The organism is Cupriavidus phytohabitans (assembly GCF_000426345.1).
In the GTDB taxonomy this organism is placed as follows: domain Bacteria; phylum Pseudomonadota; class Gammaproteobacteria; order Burkholderiales; family Burkholderiaceae; genus Cupriavidus.
The window spans coordinates 1-18,646 of record NZ_AUFE01000081.1; the positions used below are offsets into that span (position 1 = coordinate 1).

An 18,646-nucleotide genomic window follows, 5' to 3' on the forward strand; every position below is an offset into this window, starting at 1 on the left:
GGCCGTACCGTCGGCGCCGGCGTCGTGGCAAAGATCCTCGACTAAGCTGTTCGATTGCGAACGCGGCACCAACCGGCCGCGTTCGTTGCCAGAAAAGGGTTGGCGCAAGCGCCAGCTCTAAGTAGTTCTAGGGGTATAGCTCAACTGGCAGAGCGTCGGTCTCCAAAACCGAAGGTTGGGGGTTCGATTCCCTCTGCCCCTGCCAAATCAATCAGCCGCGTCGCGAGGAGCAATCGTGACGCGGCTTAGTCTCGTTTGCGAAACATGGCCAATCCCAATGTTGAAACCGTGAACGCCAACAGCGGCAAGTGGATGCTCGGCGTCGCGGTGCTGCTGGTGGTTGCCGGCGTCATCGGTTTCTATGCACTCGCACAGCAACCGTCTTATGTACGTGGCGCTGCGCTGTTCGGCGGTATTGCACTGGGTGTAGTGGTTGCACTGGTGTCGGCACCGGGCAAGGACTTCATTGGGTTCGCCAAGGAATCGTATCGGGAAGTTCGCAAGGTCGTCTGGCCGACGCGCAAGGAATCCGGGCAGATGACGGGGCTGGTCTTCGTCTTTGTCGTCATCATGGCACTGTTCCTGTGGTCGGCGGACAAGCTCATTGAGTGGATCGTGTTTTCGCTCGTACTGGGCTGGAAATAAGAGGTAGCACATGACGGATAACGCTCAGCAGGAAACCACCGCGCCGGAATCGCCTTCATCGAAGAAGCGCTGGTATGTCGTGCATGCCTACTCCGGCATGGAGAAGAGCGTGCAGCGCGCGCTGCAGGAGCGCATCGACCGCGCCGAGATGCAGGACAAATTTGGCCGCATCCTGGTGCCGTCCGAAGAAGTCGTGGAAATCAAGGGTGGTCACAAGTCGGTGACAGAACGCCGTTTCTTCCCGGGCTACGTGCTGGTGGAAATGGAAATGACCGACGAAACCTGGCACCTGGTGAAGAACACCAGCAAGGTCACCGGTTTCGTGGGCGGCGCCCGCAACCGCCCGAGCCCGATTTCGCAGCGCGAAGTCGACAAGATCATGACCCAGATGCAGGAAGGGGTCGAGAAGCCGCGTCCCAAGACGCTGTTCGAGGTGGGCGAAATGGTGCGCGTCAAGGACGGTCCGTTCACCGACTTCAACGGCAACGTGGAAGAAGTGAACTATGAGAAATCGCGCCTGCGTGTCTCGGTCACCATCTTCGGACGTGCGACGCCGGTCGAGCTCGAGTTCGGCCAGGTCGAGAAGGTTTAAGGAATTTGCGGGCTGTCGGCCGAGAGGGCGGCAACCGCAACGGCGGCGCCCCTGGGTGTTGCCAAAGAGGAGCGTGAGGCCGTGCCACCGGTGCGGCGACAGCGCGTTACGACTCAACAGGATCGCAACCCCCGAGTGGGGCGATCCGGATTGGAGTAGAAATGGCCAAGAAGATCATTGGCTTTATCAAGCTGCAGATTCCGGCTGGTAAGGCAAATCCCTCCCCGCCCGTTGGTCCCGCACTGGGTCAGCGTGGTCTGAACATCATGGAGTTCTGCAAGGCGTTCAACGCCCAGACCCAAGGCATGGAGCCTGGTCTGCCGGTGCCGGTGGTGATTACCGCCTTCGCCGATAAGAGCTTCACCTTCGTGATGAAGTCGCCGCCGGCGACCGTGCTGATCAAGAAGGCAGCCGGCATCACCAAGGGTTCGCCGAAGCCCCATACCGACAAGGTTGGCAAGATCACCCGCGCCCAGGCTGAAGAAATCGCCAAGGCCAAGAACGCTGACCTGACTGCCGCCGACCTGGACGCCGCCGTGCGTACCATCGCCGGTTCGGCTCGTTCGATGGGCATCACCGTGGAGGGTCTGTAAATGGCTAAGGTTTCCAAGCGCGTCGCTGCCAACAAGGCGAAGATCGAGCGTACCAAGTTCTACCCGATCGACGAGGCCCTGGGCCTGGTGAAGGGCTGCGCCTCGGCGAAGTTCGACGAGTCGATCGACGTGGCCGTGCAACTGGGCATCGACGCCAAGAAGTCGGACCAGGTGGTTCGTGGTTCCGTGGTGCTGCCCGCCGGTACCGGCAAGTCGGTGCGCGTGGCTGTGTTCGCCCAGGGCGACAAGGCCGAGGCCGCCAAGGCCGCCGGTGCTGACATCGTCGGCATGGAAGACCTGGCCGAGCAAGTCAAGGCCGGCAACCTGAACTTCGACGTCGTGATCGCTTCGCCGGACACGATGCGTATCGTCGGTACGCTGGGCCAGATCCTGGGCCCGCGCGGCCTGATGCCGAACCCGAAGGTCGGTACCGTGACCCCCGACGTGGCCCAGGCTGTGAAGAACGCCAAGGCCGGTCAGGTTCAGTTCCGTGTCGACAAGGCCGGTATCATCCACGCCACCATCGGGCGCCGTTCGTTCGAAGACGCCGCGCTGAAGAGCAACCTGTCGGCGCTGCTGGACGCGCTGGTCAAGGCCAAGCCGGCCACCAGCAAGGGCGTGTACCTGCGCAAGATCGCCGTTTCGTCGACCATGGGCGTCGGCGTGCGTGTCGACCAGGCTACGCTGGCTGCCTGAGCTGACGGCAAATTGCTGACCGGCACCCGATAACACCGGTCGGCAAGAAGAATTGAAGACCCTGGCCAATGGCGAGGGTCGTCTCCGGACCGCAAGGAATGGAGGATGGCTTTGGGCAGTGGTGCCCGCAGGATGCGCAAGCATCGGCAGGCACCGCTGGTTATCAAAGACCGCTGGTGTCCTTGTCCGCGGCAGTGTTGCGGAAAGGGCTTAATCGGTCGGAACGTGCGGGAGGGCTTCCAAGCCTGAGCGACGTCCTCCGGCCAGCCAGCGCAGATGGCGCACCCGAAGGGATTGAAGCAACCGGGCACTGACCCGGGTGATTCGGGCCAATCGGACGCCGTTCGTTTGTGCTGACGTGAAGGCTCCGGTATTGCCGGAGACATAAGCGTCATTTTGGAGCTTAACCGTGCCACTCAATATTGAAGATAAGAAGGCCGTCGTTGCTGAGGTCTCGGCGCAAGTCGCCAAGGCCCAGACCATCGTCGTGGCCGAATATCGCGGCATTGCGGTTGGCGATCTGACCAAGCTGCGCGCTACCGCTCGCCAGCAAGGCGTGTACCTGCGTGTTCTGAAGAACACGCTGGCTCGCCGCGCCGTCGAAGGTACGCCGTTTGCAGGCCTCGCAGAGCAGATGACCGGTCCGCTGATCTACGGTATTTCCGAAGATGCAGTGGCCTCGGCCAAGGTTCTGAACGACTTCGCCAAGACCAACGACAAGCTGGTCCTGCGCGCCGGGTCGTATGACGGCAGGGTTCTCGACGCTGCCGCCGTGAAGGCGCTGGCCTCGATCCCGAGCCGCGACGAACTGATTGCTCAGCTGCTGGGCGTGATGCAGGCACCGGTGTCGGGCTTCGCCCGTCTGCTGGCTGCTCTGGCCGCCAAGAAGGAAGAAGGCGCTCCCGCGGAAGCGGAAGCTGCTGGCGCCTAAGGCAATCCAGGCCGCGCATCGAAAGATCGCATTACCGATACCGAATCAAATCTAGTAGGAGTATTTCAAATGGCAATCACCAAAGACGACATCCTGGAAGCCGTTGGCGCGATGTCCGTGATGGAACTGAACGACCTGGTCAAGGCGTTCGAAGAGAAGTTTGGCGTGTCGGCTGCTGCCATGGCCGTGGCTGCTGCTCCGGGCGCTGGCGGTGCCGCCGCTGCTGAAGAGCAGACCGAGTTCAACGTGATCCTGGCCGAAGTCGGCGCCAACAAGGTTGGCGTGATCAAGGCCGTTCGCGAAATCACCGGCCTGGGCCTGAAGGAAGCCAAGGACCTGGTCGATGGCGCACCGAAGCCCGTCAAGGAAGGCGTGGACAAGGCCGCTGCTGCCGAAGCCAAGAAGAAGCTGGAAGACGCCGGCGCGAAGGTCGACGTCAAGTAATGCTGTACTCGCGTGCCTTTGCGGCACGCGAATGGGGCTGGCAAAGGGAAATTCCCGGCGCCAGCCTTTTTGCGCTTGTGCGATTGTGTTTTAGTCACCACTCAGCGCAGTGGCAAAGTCGCAAAAAGTGATCTTTGCGAGTCCCGGCGACACTTGATTTGCCGGCAACTCAGCAGAGGCCAAACATCAGTGGCACACTAAGTGGTTGCTGCTGATGTTTGTCTTCTGAACCGACTGCAGAAGACAAGTTTGGTCGGGTGTCCCCCGGGCGAGTGCAGGCGTTGCGCTGATGCGACGACCACACCGCCCGCAGCGTGCGGGCACCGTCAGCCAGAGGTTGGTAGCGGCCAACCGCCAAATCCCCTCCCAGTCGCTGAACACCTCAGGCACGGCCAGGTCCAGCCGTCCTGCGATGATTCGGAGATCCCATGGCGTACAGCTTCACCGAAAAGAAGCGCATTCGCAAAAGCTTTGCGAAGCGCGCTACGGTACATCAGGTTCCATTCCTGCTTGCCACCCAGATTGAATCCTACACCCAGTTCTTGCAAGCGGAAACGCCGACCGCGCGTCGCAAGACCGAAGGCCTCCAGGCCGCTTTCAACGCAATCTTCCCGATCTCCTCGCATAACGGGCTCGCCCGTATGGAGTTCGTCTCTTACCACCTGTCCAACCCGCCGTTCGACGTCAAGGAATGTCAACAGCGTGGCCTGACTTTCCATTCGGCCCTGCGCGCCAAGGTTCGCCTGATCATCAACGATCGCGAGAACCCGGGCAAGGTCAAGGAAGTAAAGGAGCAGGAAGTCTACATGGGCGAAATCCCGCTGATGACTTCCACCGGTTCGTTCGTGATCAACGGCACCGAGCGTGTCATCGTCTCGCAGCTGCACCGCTCGCCGGGCGTGTTCTTCGAGCACGACAAGGGCAAGACCCACAGCTCGGGCAAGCTGCTGTTCTCGGCACGTATCATCCCCTACCGCGGCTCGTGGCTCGACTTCGAATTCGACCCGAAGGACATCCTGTACTTCCGCGTCGACCGCCGCCGCAAGATGCCGGTGACGATCCTGCTGAAGTCGATCGGCCTGACCCCGGAACAGATCCTCGCGCATTTCTTCGTGTTCGACAACTTCACGCTGCAGTCGGAAGGCGCGCAGCTGGAGTTCGTGCCCGAGCGCCTGCGCGGTGAAGTCGCGCGCTTCGACATCGCCGACAAGAACGGCCGCGTGGTCGTGGAGAAGGACAAGCGGATCAACGCCAAGCACATCCGCGACCTGGACTCGGCCGGCACCAAGCTCATCAGCGTGCCGGAAGACTACCTGCTGGGCCGCGTGCTGGCCAAGAACATCATCGACCCGGATACCGGCGAGGTGATTGCCAACGCCAACGACGAGCTGACCGAAACGTTGCTGGAAAACCTGCGCGAAGCCGGCGTCAAGCAGATCCAGACCCTGTACACCAACGACCTGGACCAGGGCCCGTACATGTCGCAGACCCTGCGCGTGGACGAGACCGCCGACCAGACCGCCGCGCGTATCGCGATCTACCGCATGATGCGCCCAGGCGAGCCGCCGACCGAGGAAGCCGTGGAAGCGCTGTTCCAGCGCCTGTTCTACAGCGAGGAGTCGTACGACCTGTCGCGCGTTGGCCGCATGAAGGTCAACAGCCGCCTGGGTCGCCCCAGCGGTGAAGGCGCCATGGTGCTGCAGGACGAGGACATCCTCGAGACCATCAAGATCCTGGTCAACCTGCGCAACGGCAAGGGCGAGGTCGATGATATCGACCACCTGGGCAACCGTCGCGTGCGTTGCGTCGGCGAACTGGCCGAGAACCAGTTCCGCGCCGGCCTGTCGCGCGTGGAGCGTGCCGTCAAGGAACGTCTGGGCCAGGCCGAGACCGAGAACCTGATGCCGCACGACCTGATCAACTCGAAGCCGATCTCGTCGGCGATCCGCGAGTTCTTCGGTTCGTCGCAGCTGTCGCAGTTCATGGACCAGACCAACCCGCTGTCCGAGATCACGCACAAGCGCCGTGTCTCCGCACTGGGCCCGGGCGGTCTGACCCGCGAGCGTGCTGGCTTTGAAGTCCGCGACGTGCACCCGACCCACTATGGCCGCGTGTGCCCGATCGAAACGCCGGAAGGTCCGAACATCGGTCTGATCAACTCGCTGGCACTGTATGCGCGCCTGAACGAGTACGGCTTCCTGGAAACCCCGTACCGCAAGGTCGAGAACAGCAAGCTGACCGACCAGGTCGACTACCTGTCCGCGATCGAGGAAGGCAAGTACGTGGTGGCGCAGGCCAACGCGACAGTCGACGCCGAAGGCAACCTGACCGACGAACTGGTGTCGGCGCGTGAAGGTTCCGAGCGTGAAACCCGTATGGTGACGCCGGACCGCGTGCAGTACATCGACGTGGCGCCGTCGCAGATCGTGTCGGCCGCTGCCTCGCTGGTGCCGTTCCTGGAACACGATGACGCGAACCGTGCACTGATGGGCGCGAACATGCAGCGTCAGGCCGTGCCCTGCCTGCGTCCGGACAAGCCGCTGGTCGGTACCGGCATCGAGCGCACCGTCGCGGTCGACTCGGGTACCGCCGTGCAGGCCATGCGTGGCGGCCTGGTGGACTACGTCGACGCGATGCGTATCGTGATCCGCGTGAATGATGACGAAGCCGTGGCCGGTGAAGTCGGCGTGGACATCTACAACCTGATCAAGTACACGCGCTCGAACCAGAACACCAACATCAACCAGCGTCCGATGGTGAAGGTTGGCGACCACGTGGCCCGCGGCGACGTGATTGCCGACGGCGCCTCGACCGACCTGGGCGAGTTGGCGCTCGGCCAGAACATGCTGGTGGCGTTCATGCCGTGGAACGGCTACAACTTCGAGGATTCGATCCTGATCTCGGAGCGTGTGGTGGCCGAAGACCGCTATACCTCGATCCACATCGAGGAACTGTCGGTCGTTGCCCGCGACACCAAGCTGGGACCCGAGGAAATCACGCGCGATATCTCTAACCTGGCCGAAGCCCAGCTGGCTCGCCTGGACGAGTCGGGCATCACCTACATCGGCGCCGAGGTTGAAGCCGGCGACGTGCTGGTGGGCAAGGTCACGCCGAAGGGCGAGACCCAGCTGACTCCGGAAGAGAAGCTGCTGCGCGCGATCTTCGGCGAGAAGGCGTCGGATGTGAAGGACACCTCGCTGCGCGTGCCGTCGGGCATGAGCGGCATCGTGATCGACGTCCAGGTCTTCACCCGCGAAGGCGTGACCCGCGACAAGCGTGCCCAGTCGATCATCGACGACGAACTGAAGCGCTACCGCCTGGACCTGAACGACCAGCTGCGTATCGTGGAAGGCGATGCCTTCCAGCGTCTGGAGCGCCTGCTGATCGACAAGACCGTCAACGGCGGTCCGAAGAAGCTGGCCAAGGGCGCCAAGATCACCAAGGAATACCTGGCTGACGTCGACAAGTACCACTGGTTCGACATCCGTCCGGCGGACGAGGAACTGGCTGCCCAGCTGGAAGCCGTCAAGGAAGCCATCGAGCAGAAGCGCCACGAGTTCGACCTCGCCTTCGAAGAGAAGCGCAAGAAGCTGACGCAGGGCGATGAACTGCCGCCGGGCGTGATCAAGATGGTCAAGGTCTACCTGGCCGTCAAGCGCCGCCTGCAGCCTGGCGACAAGATGGCAGGCCGTCACGGTAACAAGGGTGTGGTGTCGAAGATCGTCCCGATCGAAGACATGCCGTACATGGCGGACGGTACCCCGGCCGACATCGTGCTGAACCCGCTGGGCGTGCCGTCGCGGATGAACGTGGGCCAGATCCTGGAAACCCACCTGGGCTGGGCCGCGCGCGGCCTGGGCCAGCGCATCGGCGACATGCTCAAGGCATCGGCCAAGGCGCAGGAACTGCGCACGCTGCTCTCGCAGATCTACAACGAGAGCGGCAAGCCGGAAGACCTGGACAGCCTGAGCGACGCCGAAGTGCTGGAGCTGGCGCACAACCTGAAGAAGGGTGTGCCGTTCGCGACCCCGGTGTTCGATGGTGCGCACGAGAGGGAAATCAAGCGCATGCTCGACCTGGCCTACCCGGACGAGATCGCGGCCGAGAAAGGCCTGACCGCGTCCAAGCAGCAGGTCACGCTGCACGATGGCCGCACCGGCGAAGCGTTCGAGCGTCCGGTCACGCTGGGTGTGATGCACATGCTGAAGCTGCACCACCTGGTCGACGACAAGATGCACGCACGTTCCACCGGCCCGTACTCGCTGGTGACGCAGCAGCCGCTGGGCGGCAAGGCCCAGTTCGGTGGCCAGCGTTTCGGTGAGATGGAAGTGTGGGCACTGGAAGCCTACGGCGCGTCGTACGTGCTGCAGGAAATGCTGACGGTCAAGTCCGATGACGTGAACGGCCGTACCAAGGTGTACGAGAACATCGTCAAGGGCGAGCACTCGATCGACGCCGGCATGCCGGAATCGTTCAACGTGCTGGTGAAGGAAATCCGCTCGCTGGGTATCGACATCGACCTCGACCGCTACTGATCGAGACGATGCGGGTGCCGGCCGCGGCGGGCACCCACCAGCGCAGGATTTCCCACAGGATTGAATGCCACGGCACCGGACAGACTCCGGCGCGGTGGCGAAACAAGGAGTTGCAATGAAAGCATTGCTCGATCTCTTTAAGCAGGTACAGCAGGAAGAGCAGTTCGACGCGATCAAGATCGGCCTGGCCTCGCCCGAGAAGATCCGTTCGTGGTCGTACGGCGAAGTCAAGAAGCCGGAAACGATCAACTACCGTACGTTCAAGCCTGAACGCGACGGCCTGTTCTGCGCCAAGATCTTTGGCCCGATCAAGGACTACGAGTGCCTGTGCGGCAAGTACAAGCGCCTGAAGCACCGCGGCGTGATCTGCGAGAAGTGCGGCGTTGAAGTGACGCTGGCCAAGGTGCGCCGCGAGCGCATGGGCCACATCGAACTGGCCGCGCCGACCGCGCACATCTGGTTCCTGAAGTCGCTGCCGTCGCGTCTGGGCATGGTCCTGGACATGACGCTGCGCGACATCGAGCGCGTGCTGTACTTTGAAGCATTCGTGGTGCTCGAGCCAGGCATGACCCCGCTCAAGAAGAGCCAGATCATGTCCGAAGACGACTACCTGGCGAAGTGCGACGAGTACGGCGAGGGCGAGTTCGTCGCCATGATGGGTGCCGAGGGCATCCGTGAACTGCTGCGCGGCATCGACATCGAGAAGCAGATCGAACAGATCCGCGCCGAACTGCAGGCCACCGGCTCCGAAGCCAAGATCAAGAAGTTCGCCAAGCGCCTGAAGGTGCTCGAGGCCTTCCAGCGTTCGGGCATCAAGCCCGAGTGGATGATCCTCGAAGTGCTGCCGGTGTTGCCGCCCGAGCTGCGCCCGCTGGTGCCGCTGGATGGTGGCCGCTTCGCGACCTCGGACCTGAACGACCTGTATCGCCGCGTCATCAACCGTAACAACCGCCTGAAGCGCCTGCTGGAGCTGAAGGCGCCTGAAATCATCGTGCGCAACGAAAAGCGCATGCTGCAGGAAGCGGTTGACTCGCTGCTGGACAACGGCCGTCGCGGCAAGGCGATGACCGGTGCCAACAAGCGTCCGCTGAAGTCCCTGGCCGAAATGATCAAGGGCAAGGGCGGCCGTTTCCGTCAGAACCTGCTGGGCAAGCGCGTCGACTACTCGGGCCGTTCGGTCATCGTGGTGGGCCCGACGCTCAAGCTGCACCAGTGCGGCCTGCCCAAGCTGATGGCGCTCGAGCTGTTCAAGCCGTTCATCTTCCACAAGCTGGAAACGATGGGCATCGCCACCACCATCAAGGCGGCGAAGAAGGAAGTCGAAAGCCAGACCCCGGTGGTGTGGGACATCCTCGAAGAGGTGATCCGCGAGCACCCGGTGATGCTGAACCGTGCGCCGACGCTGCACCGCCTGGGCATCCAGGCGTTCGAGCCGGTGCTGATCGAAGGCAAGGCCATCCAGCTGCACCCGCTGGTCTGCGCGGCGTTCAACGCCGACTTCGACGGTGACCAGATGGCTGTCCACGTCCCGCTGTCGCTGGAAGCGCAGATGGAAGCCCGCACCCTGATGCTGGCCTCCAACAACGTGCTGTTCCCGGCCAACGGCGACCCGTCGATCGTCCCGTCGCAAGACGTGGTGCTGGGTCTGTACTACACGACCCGCGACAAGATCAACGGCAAGGGCGAGGGCATGACCTTCGCCGACATCAGCGAAGTGATCCGCGCCTACGAGAACAAGGAAGTCGAACTGGCTTCCCGCGTGAACGTGCGTATCACCGAGTATGAGCTGGTCGACAAGGACGCCGAAGGCGACGCCCGTTTCGCACCCAAGGTCACGCTTCAGGCCACCACGGTTGGCCGCGCGATCCTGTCCGAGATCCTGCCGAAGGGCCTGCCGTTCTCGGTGCTGAACAAGCCGCTCAAGAAGAAGGAAATCTCGCGCCTGATCAACACCGCGTTCCGCAAGTGCGGCCTGCGCGAGACCGTGATCTTCGCCGACAAGCTGCTGCAGTCGGGCTTCCGCCTGGCGACCCGCGCCGGTATCTCGATCGCGATCGACGACATGCTGGTGCCGCCCGCCAAGGAGAAGATCATCGCCGAGGCCTCGGCCAAGGTGAAGGAATACGACAAGCAGTACATGTCGGGTCTGGTGACCGACCAAGAACGCTACAACAACGTCGTGGATATCTGGGGCGCCGCCGGCGACCAGGTGGGCAAGGCGATGATGGAGCAGCTCCAGCACGAGGACGTGGTCGACCGCGAAGGCAAGACCGTGAAGCAAGAGTCGTTCAACTCCATCTACATGATGGCCGACTCGGGCGCACGGGGTTCCGCCGCGCAGATCCGCCAGCTGGCCGGTATGCGTGGCCTGATGGCCAAGCCGGATGGCTCGATCATTGAAACGCCGATTACGGCGAACTTCCGTGAAGGCCTGAACGTTCTGCAGTACTTCATCTCGACCCACGGTGCCCGTAAGGGTCTGGCGGATACGGCACTGAAGACCGCGAACTCGGGTTACCTGACCCGTCGTCTGGTCGACGTGACGCAGGATCTGGTCGTGGTGGAAGACGATTGCGGCACCTCCAACGGCGTGGCCATGAAGGCCCTGGTCGAAGGCGGTGAAGTGATCGAAGCCCTGCGCGACCGTATTCTCGGCCGTGTGACCGTGGCCGATGTGGTGAACCCGGAAACCCAGGAAACCGCGATCGAATCGGGCACGCTGCTGGACGAAGATCTGGTCGAGCTGATCGACAATATCGGCGTGGACGAAGTCAAGGTCCGCACCCCGCTGTCGTGCGACACGCGCTACGGCCTGTGCGGCAAGTGCTATGGCCGCGACCTGGGCCGCGGCGTGCTGGTGAACTCCGGCGAAGCGGTGGGCGTGATTGCCGCCCAGTCGATCGGTGAGCCGGGCACGCAGCTGACCATGCGTACGTTCCACATCGGTGGCGCGGCATCGCGTGCGGCAGTGGCATCGAGCGTGGAAGCCAAGGCGACCGGTACCGTGCGTTTCACGGCGACCATGCGTTACGTCACCAATGCGAAGGGCGAACTGATCGTCATCTCGCGTTCGGGCGAGGCGCTGATCACCGACGACCACGGCCGCGAGCGCGAGCGTCACAAGATCCCGTACGGCGCCACGCTGCTGGTGCAGGACGGCCAGGCGATCAAGGCTGGCACGCAGCTGGCCACGTGGGACGCGCTGACTCGCCCGATCGTTTCGGAATACACCGGCACGACCAAGTTCGAGAACGTTGAAGAAGGCGTGACCGTCGCCAAGCAGATGGACGAAGTGACGGGCCTGTCGACCCTGGTGGTGATCGACGCCAAGCGCCGCACGGCTGCAACCAAGGGCATCCGCCCGCAGGTGAAGCTGCTCGACGCCAACGGCCAGGAAGTGAAGATCCCGGGCACGGACCACTCCGTGACCATCGGCTTCCAGGTTGGCGCGCTGATTACCGTGAAGGACGGCCAGCAGGTGCACGTGGGTGAAGTGCTCGCGCGTATCCCGACCGAATCGCAGAAGACCCGCGACATTACCGGTGGTCTGCCGCGTGTGGCCGAGCTGTTCGAAGCGCGTTCGCCGAAGGACGCCGCCGTGCTGGCGGAAGTCACCGGCACGACCTCGTTCGGCAAGGACACGAAGGGCAAGCAGCGCCTGGTCATTACCGACCTGGACGGCAATGCCCACGAGTTCCTGATCGCGAAGGAAAAGCAGGTGCTGGTGCACGACGGCCAGGTGGTGAACAAGGGCGAAATGATCGTGGAAGGTCCGGCGGACCCGCACGACATCCTGCGCCTGAAGGGCATCGAAGAGCTGGCGCACTACATCGTGGACGAAGTGCAGGACGTGTACCGTCTGCAGGGCGTGAAGATCAACGACAAGCACATCGAGGTGATTGTTCGCCAGATGCTGCGTCGTGTGCAGATCGCCGACGTGGGCGACACCAAGTTCATCCCGGGTGAACAGGTGGAGCGCTCGGAACTGCTCGACGAGAACGACCGCGTGATCGCCGAAGGCAAGCGTCCGGCGACCTACGAGAACCTGCTGCTGGGTATTACCAAGGCGTCGCTGTCGACCGACAGCTTCATCTCGGCGGCATCGTTCCAGGAAACCACGCGCGTGCTGACCGAAGCCGCGATCATGGGCAAGACCGACGACCTGCGTGGTCTGAAGGAAAACGTGATCGTCGGCCGTCTGATCCCGGCCGGTACCGGCCTGGCCTACCACCGTGCCCGCAAGGCACGCGAGGCCTCCGAGCGCGAACGCGCCCAGGCGATCGCCGAAGAAGAGCAGTCGCTCTTCATCGAGCCGCCGCCGGTGGTGCAGGCGACGACCGAAGGTGAAGGCGACAACGCCTGATCTTGCAGTAGTGATTGCCCGCCGCAAGGCGGTCGAAAGCCCGGCTGATCCAGCCGGGCTTTTTTTCTGCCCGCTTGTGGCGTGACCTTTCGTGAGAAACGTCGGAGAGTTTGCCCGCCAGGCGCAGTGGCCGCGTTCCTTAGTGGTAAGGTTACGGCTTTTCCGGCTTCAGCAATTCCGCAGTCCATGTCGCAAGCACTGGCGATCCTCAAGGATGTCTTCGGCTACCACGCCTTCCGCGGGCGTCAGGCCGAGATCATCGACCACGTTGCCGAAGGCGGCGATAGCCTGGTGCTGATGCCGACCGGCGGCGGCAAGTCGCTGTGCTACCAGATTCCGGCGCTGCTGCGCCAGCGCACGGGGCAGGGTGTCGGCATCGTGGTATCGCCGCTGATTGCGCTGATGCAGGACCAGGTCGCGGCGCTGACGGAAGCCGGTGTGCGAGCCGCGGTACTGAATTCGACGCTGACCGGTTCGGAAGCGTCAGCCGTCGAGCGCGACCTGCTGGCCGGCAGGGTGGAGATCCTCTACGTCGCACCCGAGCGGCTGATGACGACTCGCTTCCTCGACCTGCTCGAGCGTACCCGCGTCGGACTGTTCGCCATCGACGAGGCGCATTGCGTATCGCAGTGGGGCCATGATTTCAGGCCGGAGTACATCCAGCTGTCGGTGCTGCACGAACGCTTCCCGTACGTGCCGCGCATCGCGCTGACCGCTACCGCCGACGCGCTGACGCGCAACGAGATCATTGAACGCCTGGCGCTGGACGACGCCCGCGTCTTCATCTCCAGCTTCGACCGGCCCAATATCCGCTACCGCATCGTCGAGAAGGACAATGCGCGCCAGCAATTGCTGGCCTTTATCAAGGCCGAGCACACCGCCGCCGACGGCACCCACGACAGCGGCATCGTCTACTGCCTGTCACGCAAGAAGGTGGAGGACACCGCGGCGTGGCTGGAAGGGCACGGCATCAACGCGCTGCCTTACCATGCCGGCATGGACCCCGGCACGCGCCAGCGCCACCAGGCACGCTTCCGCGAAGAAGAAGGGCTGGTGATGGTGGCCACCATTGCCTTCGGCATGGGGATCGACAAGCCGGACGTCCGCTTCGTCGCTCACCTTGACCTGCCCAAGAGTATGGAAGGCTACTATCAGGAGACGGGCCGCGCGGGGCGCGACGGATTGCCCGCCAATGCCTGGATGGCCTACGGCCTGGGCGACGTGGTGCAGCAGAAGCGCATGATCGACGAGTCCGGGGCGGACGAGGCGTTCAAGCGCGTGTCGTCGTCCAAGCTCGACGCACTGCTGGGTTTGTGCGAAACCGCCGGCTGCCGGCGCCAGCGCATCCTCGCCTACTTCGACGAAGCGAGCGAGCCCTGTGGCAACTGCGATACCTGCCTGGAGCCGCCGGCCACCTGGGACGGCACACGCGAGGCGCAGATGGCGCTGTCATGTGTGTACCGCACCGCGCAGGCAAGCCGGATCCACTTTGGTGCGACCCACCTGATCGACGTGCTGCGCGGCAATGCCTCGGAAAAGATCAAGCAGTGGGGCCATGACAAGGTATCGACCTTCGGCATCGGCAAGGATCGTTCGGTGCAGGAATGGCACACGGTCTTCCGCCAGCTGATCGCCCACGGTTTGCTGATGATCGACCATGGCGGCCACGGTGCGCTGCTGCTGGGCGAACGTGCGCGCGAGGTGCTCAAGGGCGAGCGACAGATCATCCTGCGACGCCAGGCTACCAAGGCGGGCAAGTCTGGCGAGCGCGCGGCGCGCGGCACCCGCACCGACCATACCGCGGACATGGACGCCGACACGCTGGCGAACTGGGAGGCACTGCGCCGCTGGCGCACCGAGGCCGCGCGCGAGCACGGCGTGCCGGCCTACGTGATTTTCCATGACGCCACGCTGGCCGAACTGGCGCGCACTGCGCCGGATTCGCTCTCGGCGATGCAGGGCATTCCCGGGATTGGTGCATCCAAGCTGGAGCGCTACGGGCAGGGCATCCTCGACACCCTGCGCGGCATCTAGCCACCGCTGTTTCCAGCCGAGTATACGGCTTGACGGTATACGATTCCGCTGCTAGGATGCCAGATTCGAGTTTTTGGCTTTGGATTTCGCTCGCCCGTCGGATAAGTGGCTTTCATGCCGCTGCTGGCAAGCCTTCCGGACCGGTTTTGATGGACCGGTGGCGGCAGACGCGGGATCCGGGTGCCGGCTCGCGCTCTTTGGCATGCTGTTACCGCACAGTCCCGTCTCCAGAGCGCGTCCGCTCATCTCTCCCGCCCAAAAACCCGTAGTTGCCTCTCCAGCCTGGCGCATGCCGGCGCGAGGGGCGTTTTTCGTAAAACCAAGCTGGATTGAACAATGCCAACTATCAACCAACTGGTTCGCAAGCCGCGCGTCTCTGAAGTCGTCAAGAGCAAGAGCCCGGCGCTTGAGAACTGCCCCCAGCGCCGTGGTGTGTGCACCCGCGTGTACACCACGACGCCGAAGAAGCCGAACTCGGCACTGCGTAAGGTCGCCAAGGTGCGCCTGACCAACGGTTTCGAAGTCATTTCGTACATCGGCGGTGAAGGCCACAACCTGCAGGAACACTCGGTCGTGCTGATCCGCGGCGGCCGTGTGAAGGATCTGCCGGGTGTGCGTTACCACATCGTCCGTGGCTCGCTGGATCTGCAAGGCGTGAAGGACCGCAAGCAGGCCCGTTCGAAGTACGGCGCGAAGCGTCCGAAGGCAGCCTAAGCTTAGGGTGCCTGGGTCTGCGAGACCCGAAGCAGCAACAAACGATAGCCTGTGGCGCAAGTCATGGTGCTGTCACCAGGCGGCGGTACAACGGAGCGCCTTTTTGGCAACCGTGCCGTCGAGTAAGTGGTCACCCGGCGAATTTGCTGTCTATTGCATGCAAGCTAGTTGGTGGCCGGAGAGCGGAAACAACTGACCGCGCTCTCAACTGAATCTAAAGGAAAGAAGATGCCACGTCGTCGTGAAGTCCCCAAGCGGGATGTTCTGCCTGATCCGAAGTTCGGCAACGTTGAAGTTGCCAAGTTTATGAACGTGCTGATGCTGGACGGCAAGAAGTCGGTTGCCGAACGTATCGTCTATGGCGCGTTCGACCAGATCGAAAAGAAGGCAGGCAAGGCCCCCATCGAAGTGTTCTCCGTTGCCATCAACAACGTGAAGCCGGTGGTGGAAGTGAAGAGCCGTCGCGTGGGCGGCGCCAACTATCAGGTTCCGGTCGAAGTCCGTCCGTCGCGTCGTCTGGCATTGGCGATGCGTTGGCTGCGCGAGGCCGCGAAGAAACGCAGCGAGAAGTCGATGGCGCTGCGCCTGGCAGGTGAGCTGCTGGAAGCATCGGAAGGCCGTGGCGGCGCGATGAAGAAGCGCGACGAAGTGCACCGCATGGCCGAAGCCAACAAGGCGTTCTCGCATTTCCGCTTCTAAGCGCGCGATAGCGTTTGTTGGTTGCCGGGCGGGCTGTGTTTTTACACATCTCGCCCGTTTGTGTTAGGGGCGCAGGCCATGAGATGCCGGCGCCTCACGGACGAATAGAGGATTAAAGTGGCTCGTAAGACTCCTATTGAGCGCTACCGTAACATCGGTATTTCGGCTCACATTGACGCGGGTAAAACCACCACGACCGAGCGGATCCTGTTCTACACCGGTGTGAACCACAAGATCGGTGAAGTGCATGATGGCGCGGCCACCATGGACTGGATGGAGCAGGAGCAGGAGCGCGGCATCACCATCACGTCTGCTGCGACCACTGCCTTCTGGAAGGGCATGGGCGGCAACTACCCCGAGCACCGCTTCAACATCATCGACACCCCGGGCCACGTGGACTTCACCATCGAGGTGGAGCGTTCCATGCGCGTGCTGGACGGCGCGTGCATGGTGTACTGCGCAGTGGGTGGCGTGCAGCCGCAGTCCGAAACCGTCTGGCGTCAGGCCAACAAGTACAAGGTGCCGCGTCTGGCGTTCGTCAACAAGATGGACCGTACCGGCGCGAACTTCTTCAAGGTCTACGACCAGCTGAAGACCCGCCTGAAGGCCAACCCGGTGCCCGTCGTGGTGCCGATCGGCGCTGAAGACGGCTTCCAGGGCGTCGTCGATCTGCTGGAAATGAAGGCGATCGTTTGGGACGAAGCCAGCCAGGGCGTGAAGTTCGAATACCAGGACATCCCGGCCGAGCTGCAAGCCACCGCTGACGAATGGCGCGAGAAGATGGTCGAGTCCGCCGCCGAAGCCAGCGAAGAGCTGATGGAAAAGTACCTGGGCGGCGAAGAGCTGACCCGCGCCGAGATCGTCAAGGCGCTGCGTGACCGTACCATCGCCTGCGAAATCCAGCCGATGCTGTGCGGCACCGCGTTCAAGAACAAGGGCGTGCAGCGCATGCTCGACGCCGTGATCGACTTCCTGCCGTCGCCGGTCGACATTCCGCCGGTTACGGGCACGGACGAGGACGACAGCGAGAAGAAGCTCGAGCGCAAGGCTGACGACAACGAAAAGTTCTCGGCACTGGCGTTCAAGATCATGACCGACCCGTTCGTCGGCCAACTGATCTTCTTCCGCGTGTACTCGGGCAAGATCAATTCGGGCGACACGGTGTACAACCCGGTCAAGAGCAAGAAGGAACGCCTCGGCCGTATTCTGCAGATGCATGCCAACCAGCGCGAAGAAATCAAGGAAGTGCTGGCCGGCGACATCGCCGCTGCGGTGGGTCTGAAGGACGCCACCACGGGCGACACGCTGTGCGATCCGGCTGCACCGATCGTGCTCGAGCGCATGGTGTTCCCGGAGCCCGTGATCTCGCAGGCTGTCGAGCCGAAGACCAAGGCCGACCAGGAAAAGATGGGTATCGCCCTGAACCGCCTGGCCGCTGAAGATCCGTCGTTCCGCGTGCGTACCGATGAAGAATCGGGTCAGACCATCATTTCGGGCATGGGCGAGCTCCACCTCGAAATTCTGGTCGACCGCATGAAGCGCGAATTCGGCGTGGAAGCCAACATCGGCGCGCCGCAAGTGGCCTACCGCGAAACCATTCGCAAGACGGCCGAAGGTGTCGAGGGCAAGTTCGTCAAGCAGTCGGGCGGCCGCGGCCAGTACGGTCACGCTGTGATCACGCTGGAACCGCAAGAGCCGGGCAAGGGCTTCGAGTTCATCGACGCCATCAAGGGCGGTGTGATTCCTCGCGAATACATCCCGGCGGTCGAAAAGGGCATCGTCGACACGCTGCCGAACGGTATCCTGGCCGGCTTCCCGGTGGTGGACGTGAAGGTCACGCTGACGTTCGGTTCGTACCACGACGTGGACTCGAACGAAAACGCGTTCCGTATGGCCGGCTCGATGGCTTTCAAGGAAGCCATGCGCAAGGCCAGCCCGGTTCTGCTCGAGCCGATGATGGCCGTGGAAGTGGAAACGCCGGAAGACTACACGGGTACCGTGATGGGCGACTTGTCGTCCCGCCGCGGCATCGTGCAGGGCATGGATGACATGGTGGGCGGCGGCAAGATCATCAAGGCCGAAGTCCCGCTGTCGGAAATGTTCGGTTATTCCACGTCGCTGCGCTCGGCCACGCAAGGCCGCGCCACGTACACGATGGAATTCAAGCACTACGCAGAGGCACCGAAGAACATCGCCGAAGCCGTGATGACGGCCAAGGGCAAGTAATAAAAGCTTTGCTGCCACGCCTTATCCGGCGTGGCGGTGTAATGAATCGAATCACACTGAATTCCATTAGGAGCTGAAAAATGGCAAAGGAAAAGTTCGAGCGGACTAAGCCGCACGTGAACGTTGGTACGATTGGTCACGTTGACCATGGCAAGACCACGCTGACCGCAGCGA

Annotated in this window: 13 protein-coding genes and 1 tRNA gene; all 14 read left to right on the forward strand. The window is 62.7% G+C overall.

What is annotated here, in order from left to right:
* Positions 1–129: 129 nt before the first annotated feature.
* Positions 130–205 (forward strand) — tRNA-Trp (locus tag K309_RS0130070).
* A gap of 59 nt (positions 206–264) precedes the next feature.
* Positions 265–645 (forward strand): preprotein translocase subunit SecE, encoded by a 381-nt coding sequence (gene secE / locus K309_RS0130075; protein ID WP_029049797.1) that lies wholly within the window; start codon positions 265–267, stop codon positions 643–645.
* Between the two features lie 10 nt (positions 646–655).
* Positions 656–1,237 (forward strand): transcription termination/antitermination protein NusG, encoded by a 582-nt coding sequence (nusG, locus tag K309_RS0130080; protein WP_029049798.1) that lies wholly within the window; start codon positions 656–658, stop codon positions 1,235–1,237.
* A gap of 161 nt (positions 1,238–1,398) precedes the next feature.
* Positions 1,399–1,830 (forward strand): 50S ribosomal protein L11, encoded by a 432-nt coding sequence (gene rplK, locus K309_RS0130085; protein WP_010810467.1) that lies wholly within the window; start codon positions 1,399–1,401, stop codon positions 1,828–1,830.
* Positions 1,831–2,526: a 50S ribosomal protein L1 gene (gene rplA / locus K309_RS0130090; protein ID WP_029049799.1), complete on the forward strand. Its 696-nt coding sequence runs from the start codon at positions 1,831–1,833 to the stop codon at positions 2,524–2,526.
* A 409-nt stretch (positions 2,527–2,935) separates the two neighbouring features.
* Complete coding sequence (gene rplJ, locus K309_RS0130095; protein ID WP_029049800.1) at positions 2,936–3,457, forward strand: 50S ribosomal protein L10; 522 nt, start codon at positions 2,936–2,938, stop codon at positions 3,455–3,457.
* Positions 3,458–3,526: 69 nt separating this feature from the next.
* The gene (gene rplL / locus K309_RS0130100) at positions 3,527–3,901 is read left to right on the forward strand and encodes a 50S ribosomal protein L7/L12 (protein ID WP_010810464.1); all 375 of its coding nucleotides are present in this window, start codon (positions 3,527–3,529) and stop codon (positions 3,899–3,901) included.
* Between the two features lie 428 nt (positions 3,902–4,329).
* Entirely contained in the window at positions 4,330–8,436 is a 4,107-nt protein-coding gene (rpoB, locus tag K309_RS0130105) for a DNA-directed RNA polymerase subunit beta (protein ID WP_029049801.1), read from the forward strand.
* A gap of 115 nt (positions 8,437–8,551) precedes the next feature.
* On the forward strand, positions 8,552–12,799 hold the full coding sequence (gene rpoC, locus K309_RS0130110) for a DNA-directed RNA polymerase subunit beta' (RefSeq protein WP_029049802.1): 4,248 nt from the start codon (positions 8,552–8,554) through the stop codon (positions 12,797–12,799).
* 186 nt (positions 12,800–12,985) lie between these two features.
* Positions 12,986–14,833 (forward strand): DNA helicase RecQ, encoded by a 1,848-nt coding sequence (gene recQ, locus K309_RS0130115; protein WP_029049803.1) that lies wholly within the window; start codon positions 12,986–12,988, stop codon positions 14,831–14,833.
* 336 nt (positions 14,834–15,169) lie between these two features.
* A complete protein-coding gene (rpsL, locus tag K309_RS0130120) occupies positions 15,170–15,547 on the forward strand; it encodes a 30S ribosomal protein S12 (RefSeq protein WP_010810460.1) in 378 nt (125 codons plus the stop codon).
* A 228-nt stretch (positions 15,548–15,775) separates the two neighbouring features.
* Positions 15,776–16,246 carry a 30S ribosomal protein S7 gene (rpsG, locus tag K309_RS0130125; RefSeq protein ID WP_010810459.1) on the forward strand — a complete coding sequence of 157 codons (471 nt, stop codon included), beginning with the start codon at positions 15,776–15,778 and terminating at the stop codon, positions 16,244–16,246.
* 117 nt (positions 16,247–16,363) lie between these two features.
* Entirely contained in the window at positions 16,364–18,472 is a 2,109-nt protein-coding gene (gene fusA, locus K309_RS0130130) for an elongation factor G (protein WP_029049804.1), read from the forward strand.
* Between the two features lie 80 nt (positions 18,473–18,552).
* On the forward strand, positions 18,553–18,646 hold a 94-nt coding region (locus K309_RS40665; RefSeq protein WP_018003793.1), incomplete at its 3' end, for a GTP-binding protein.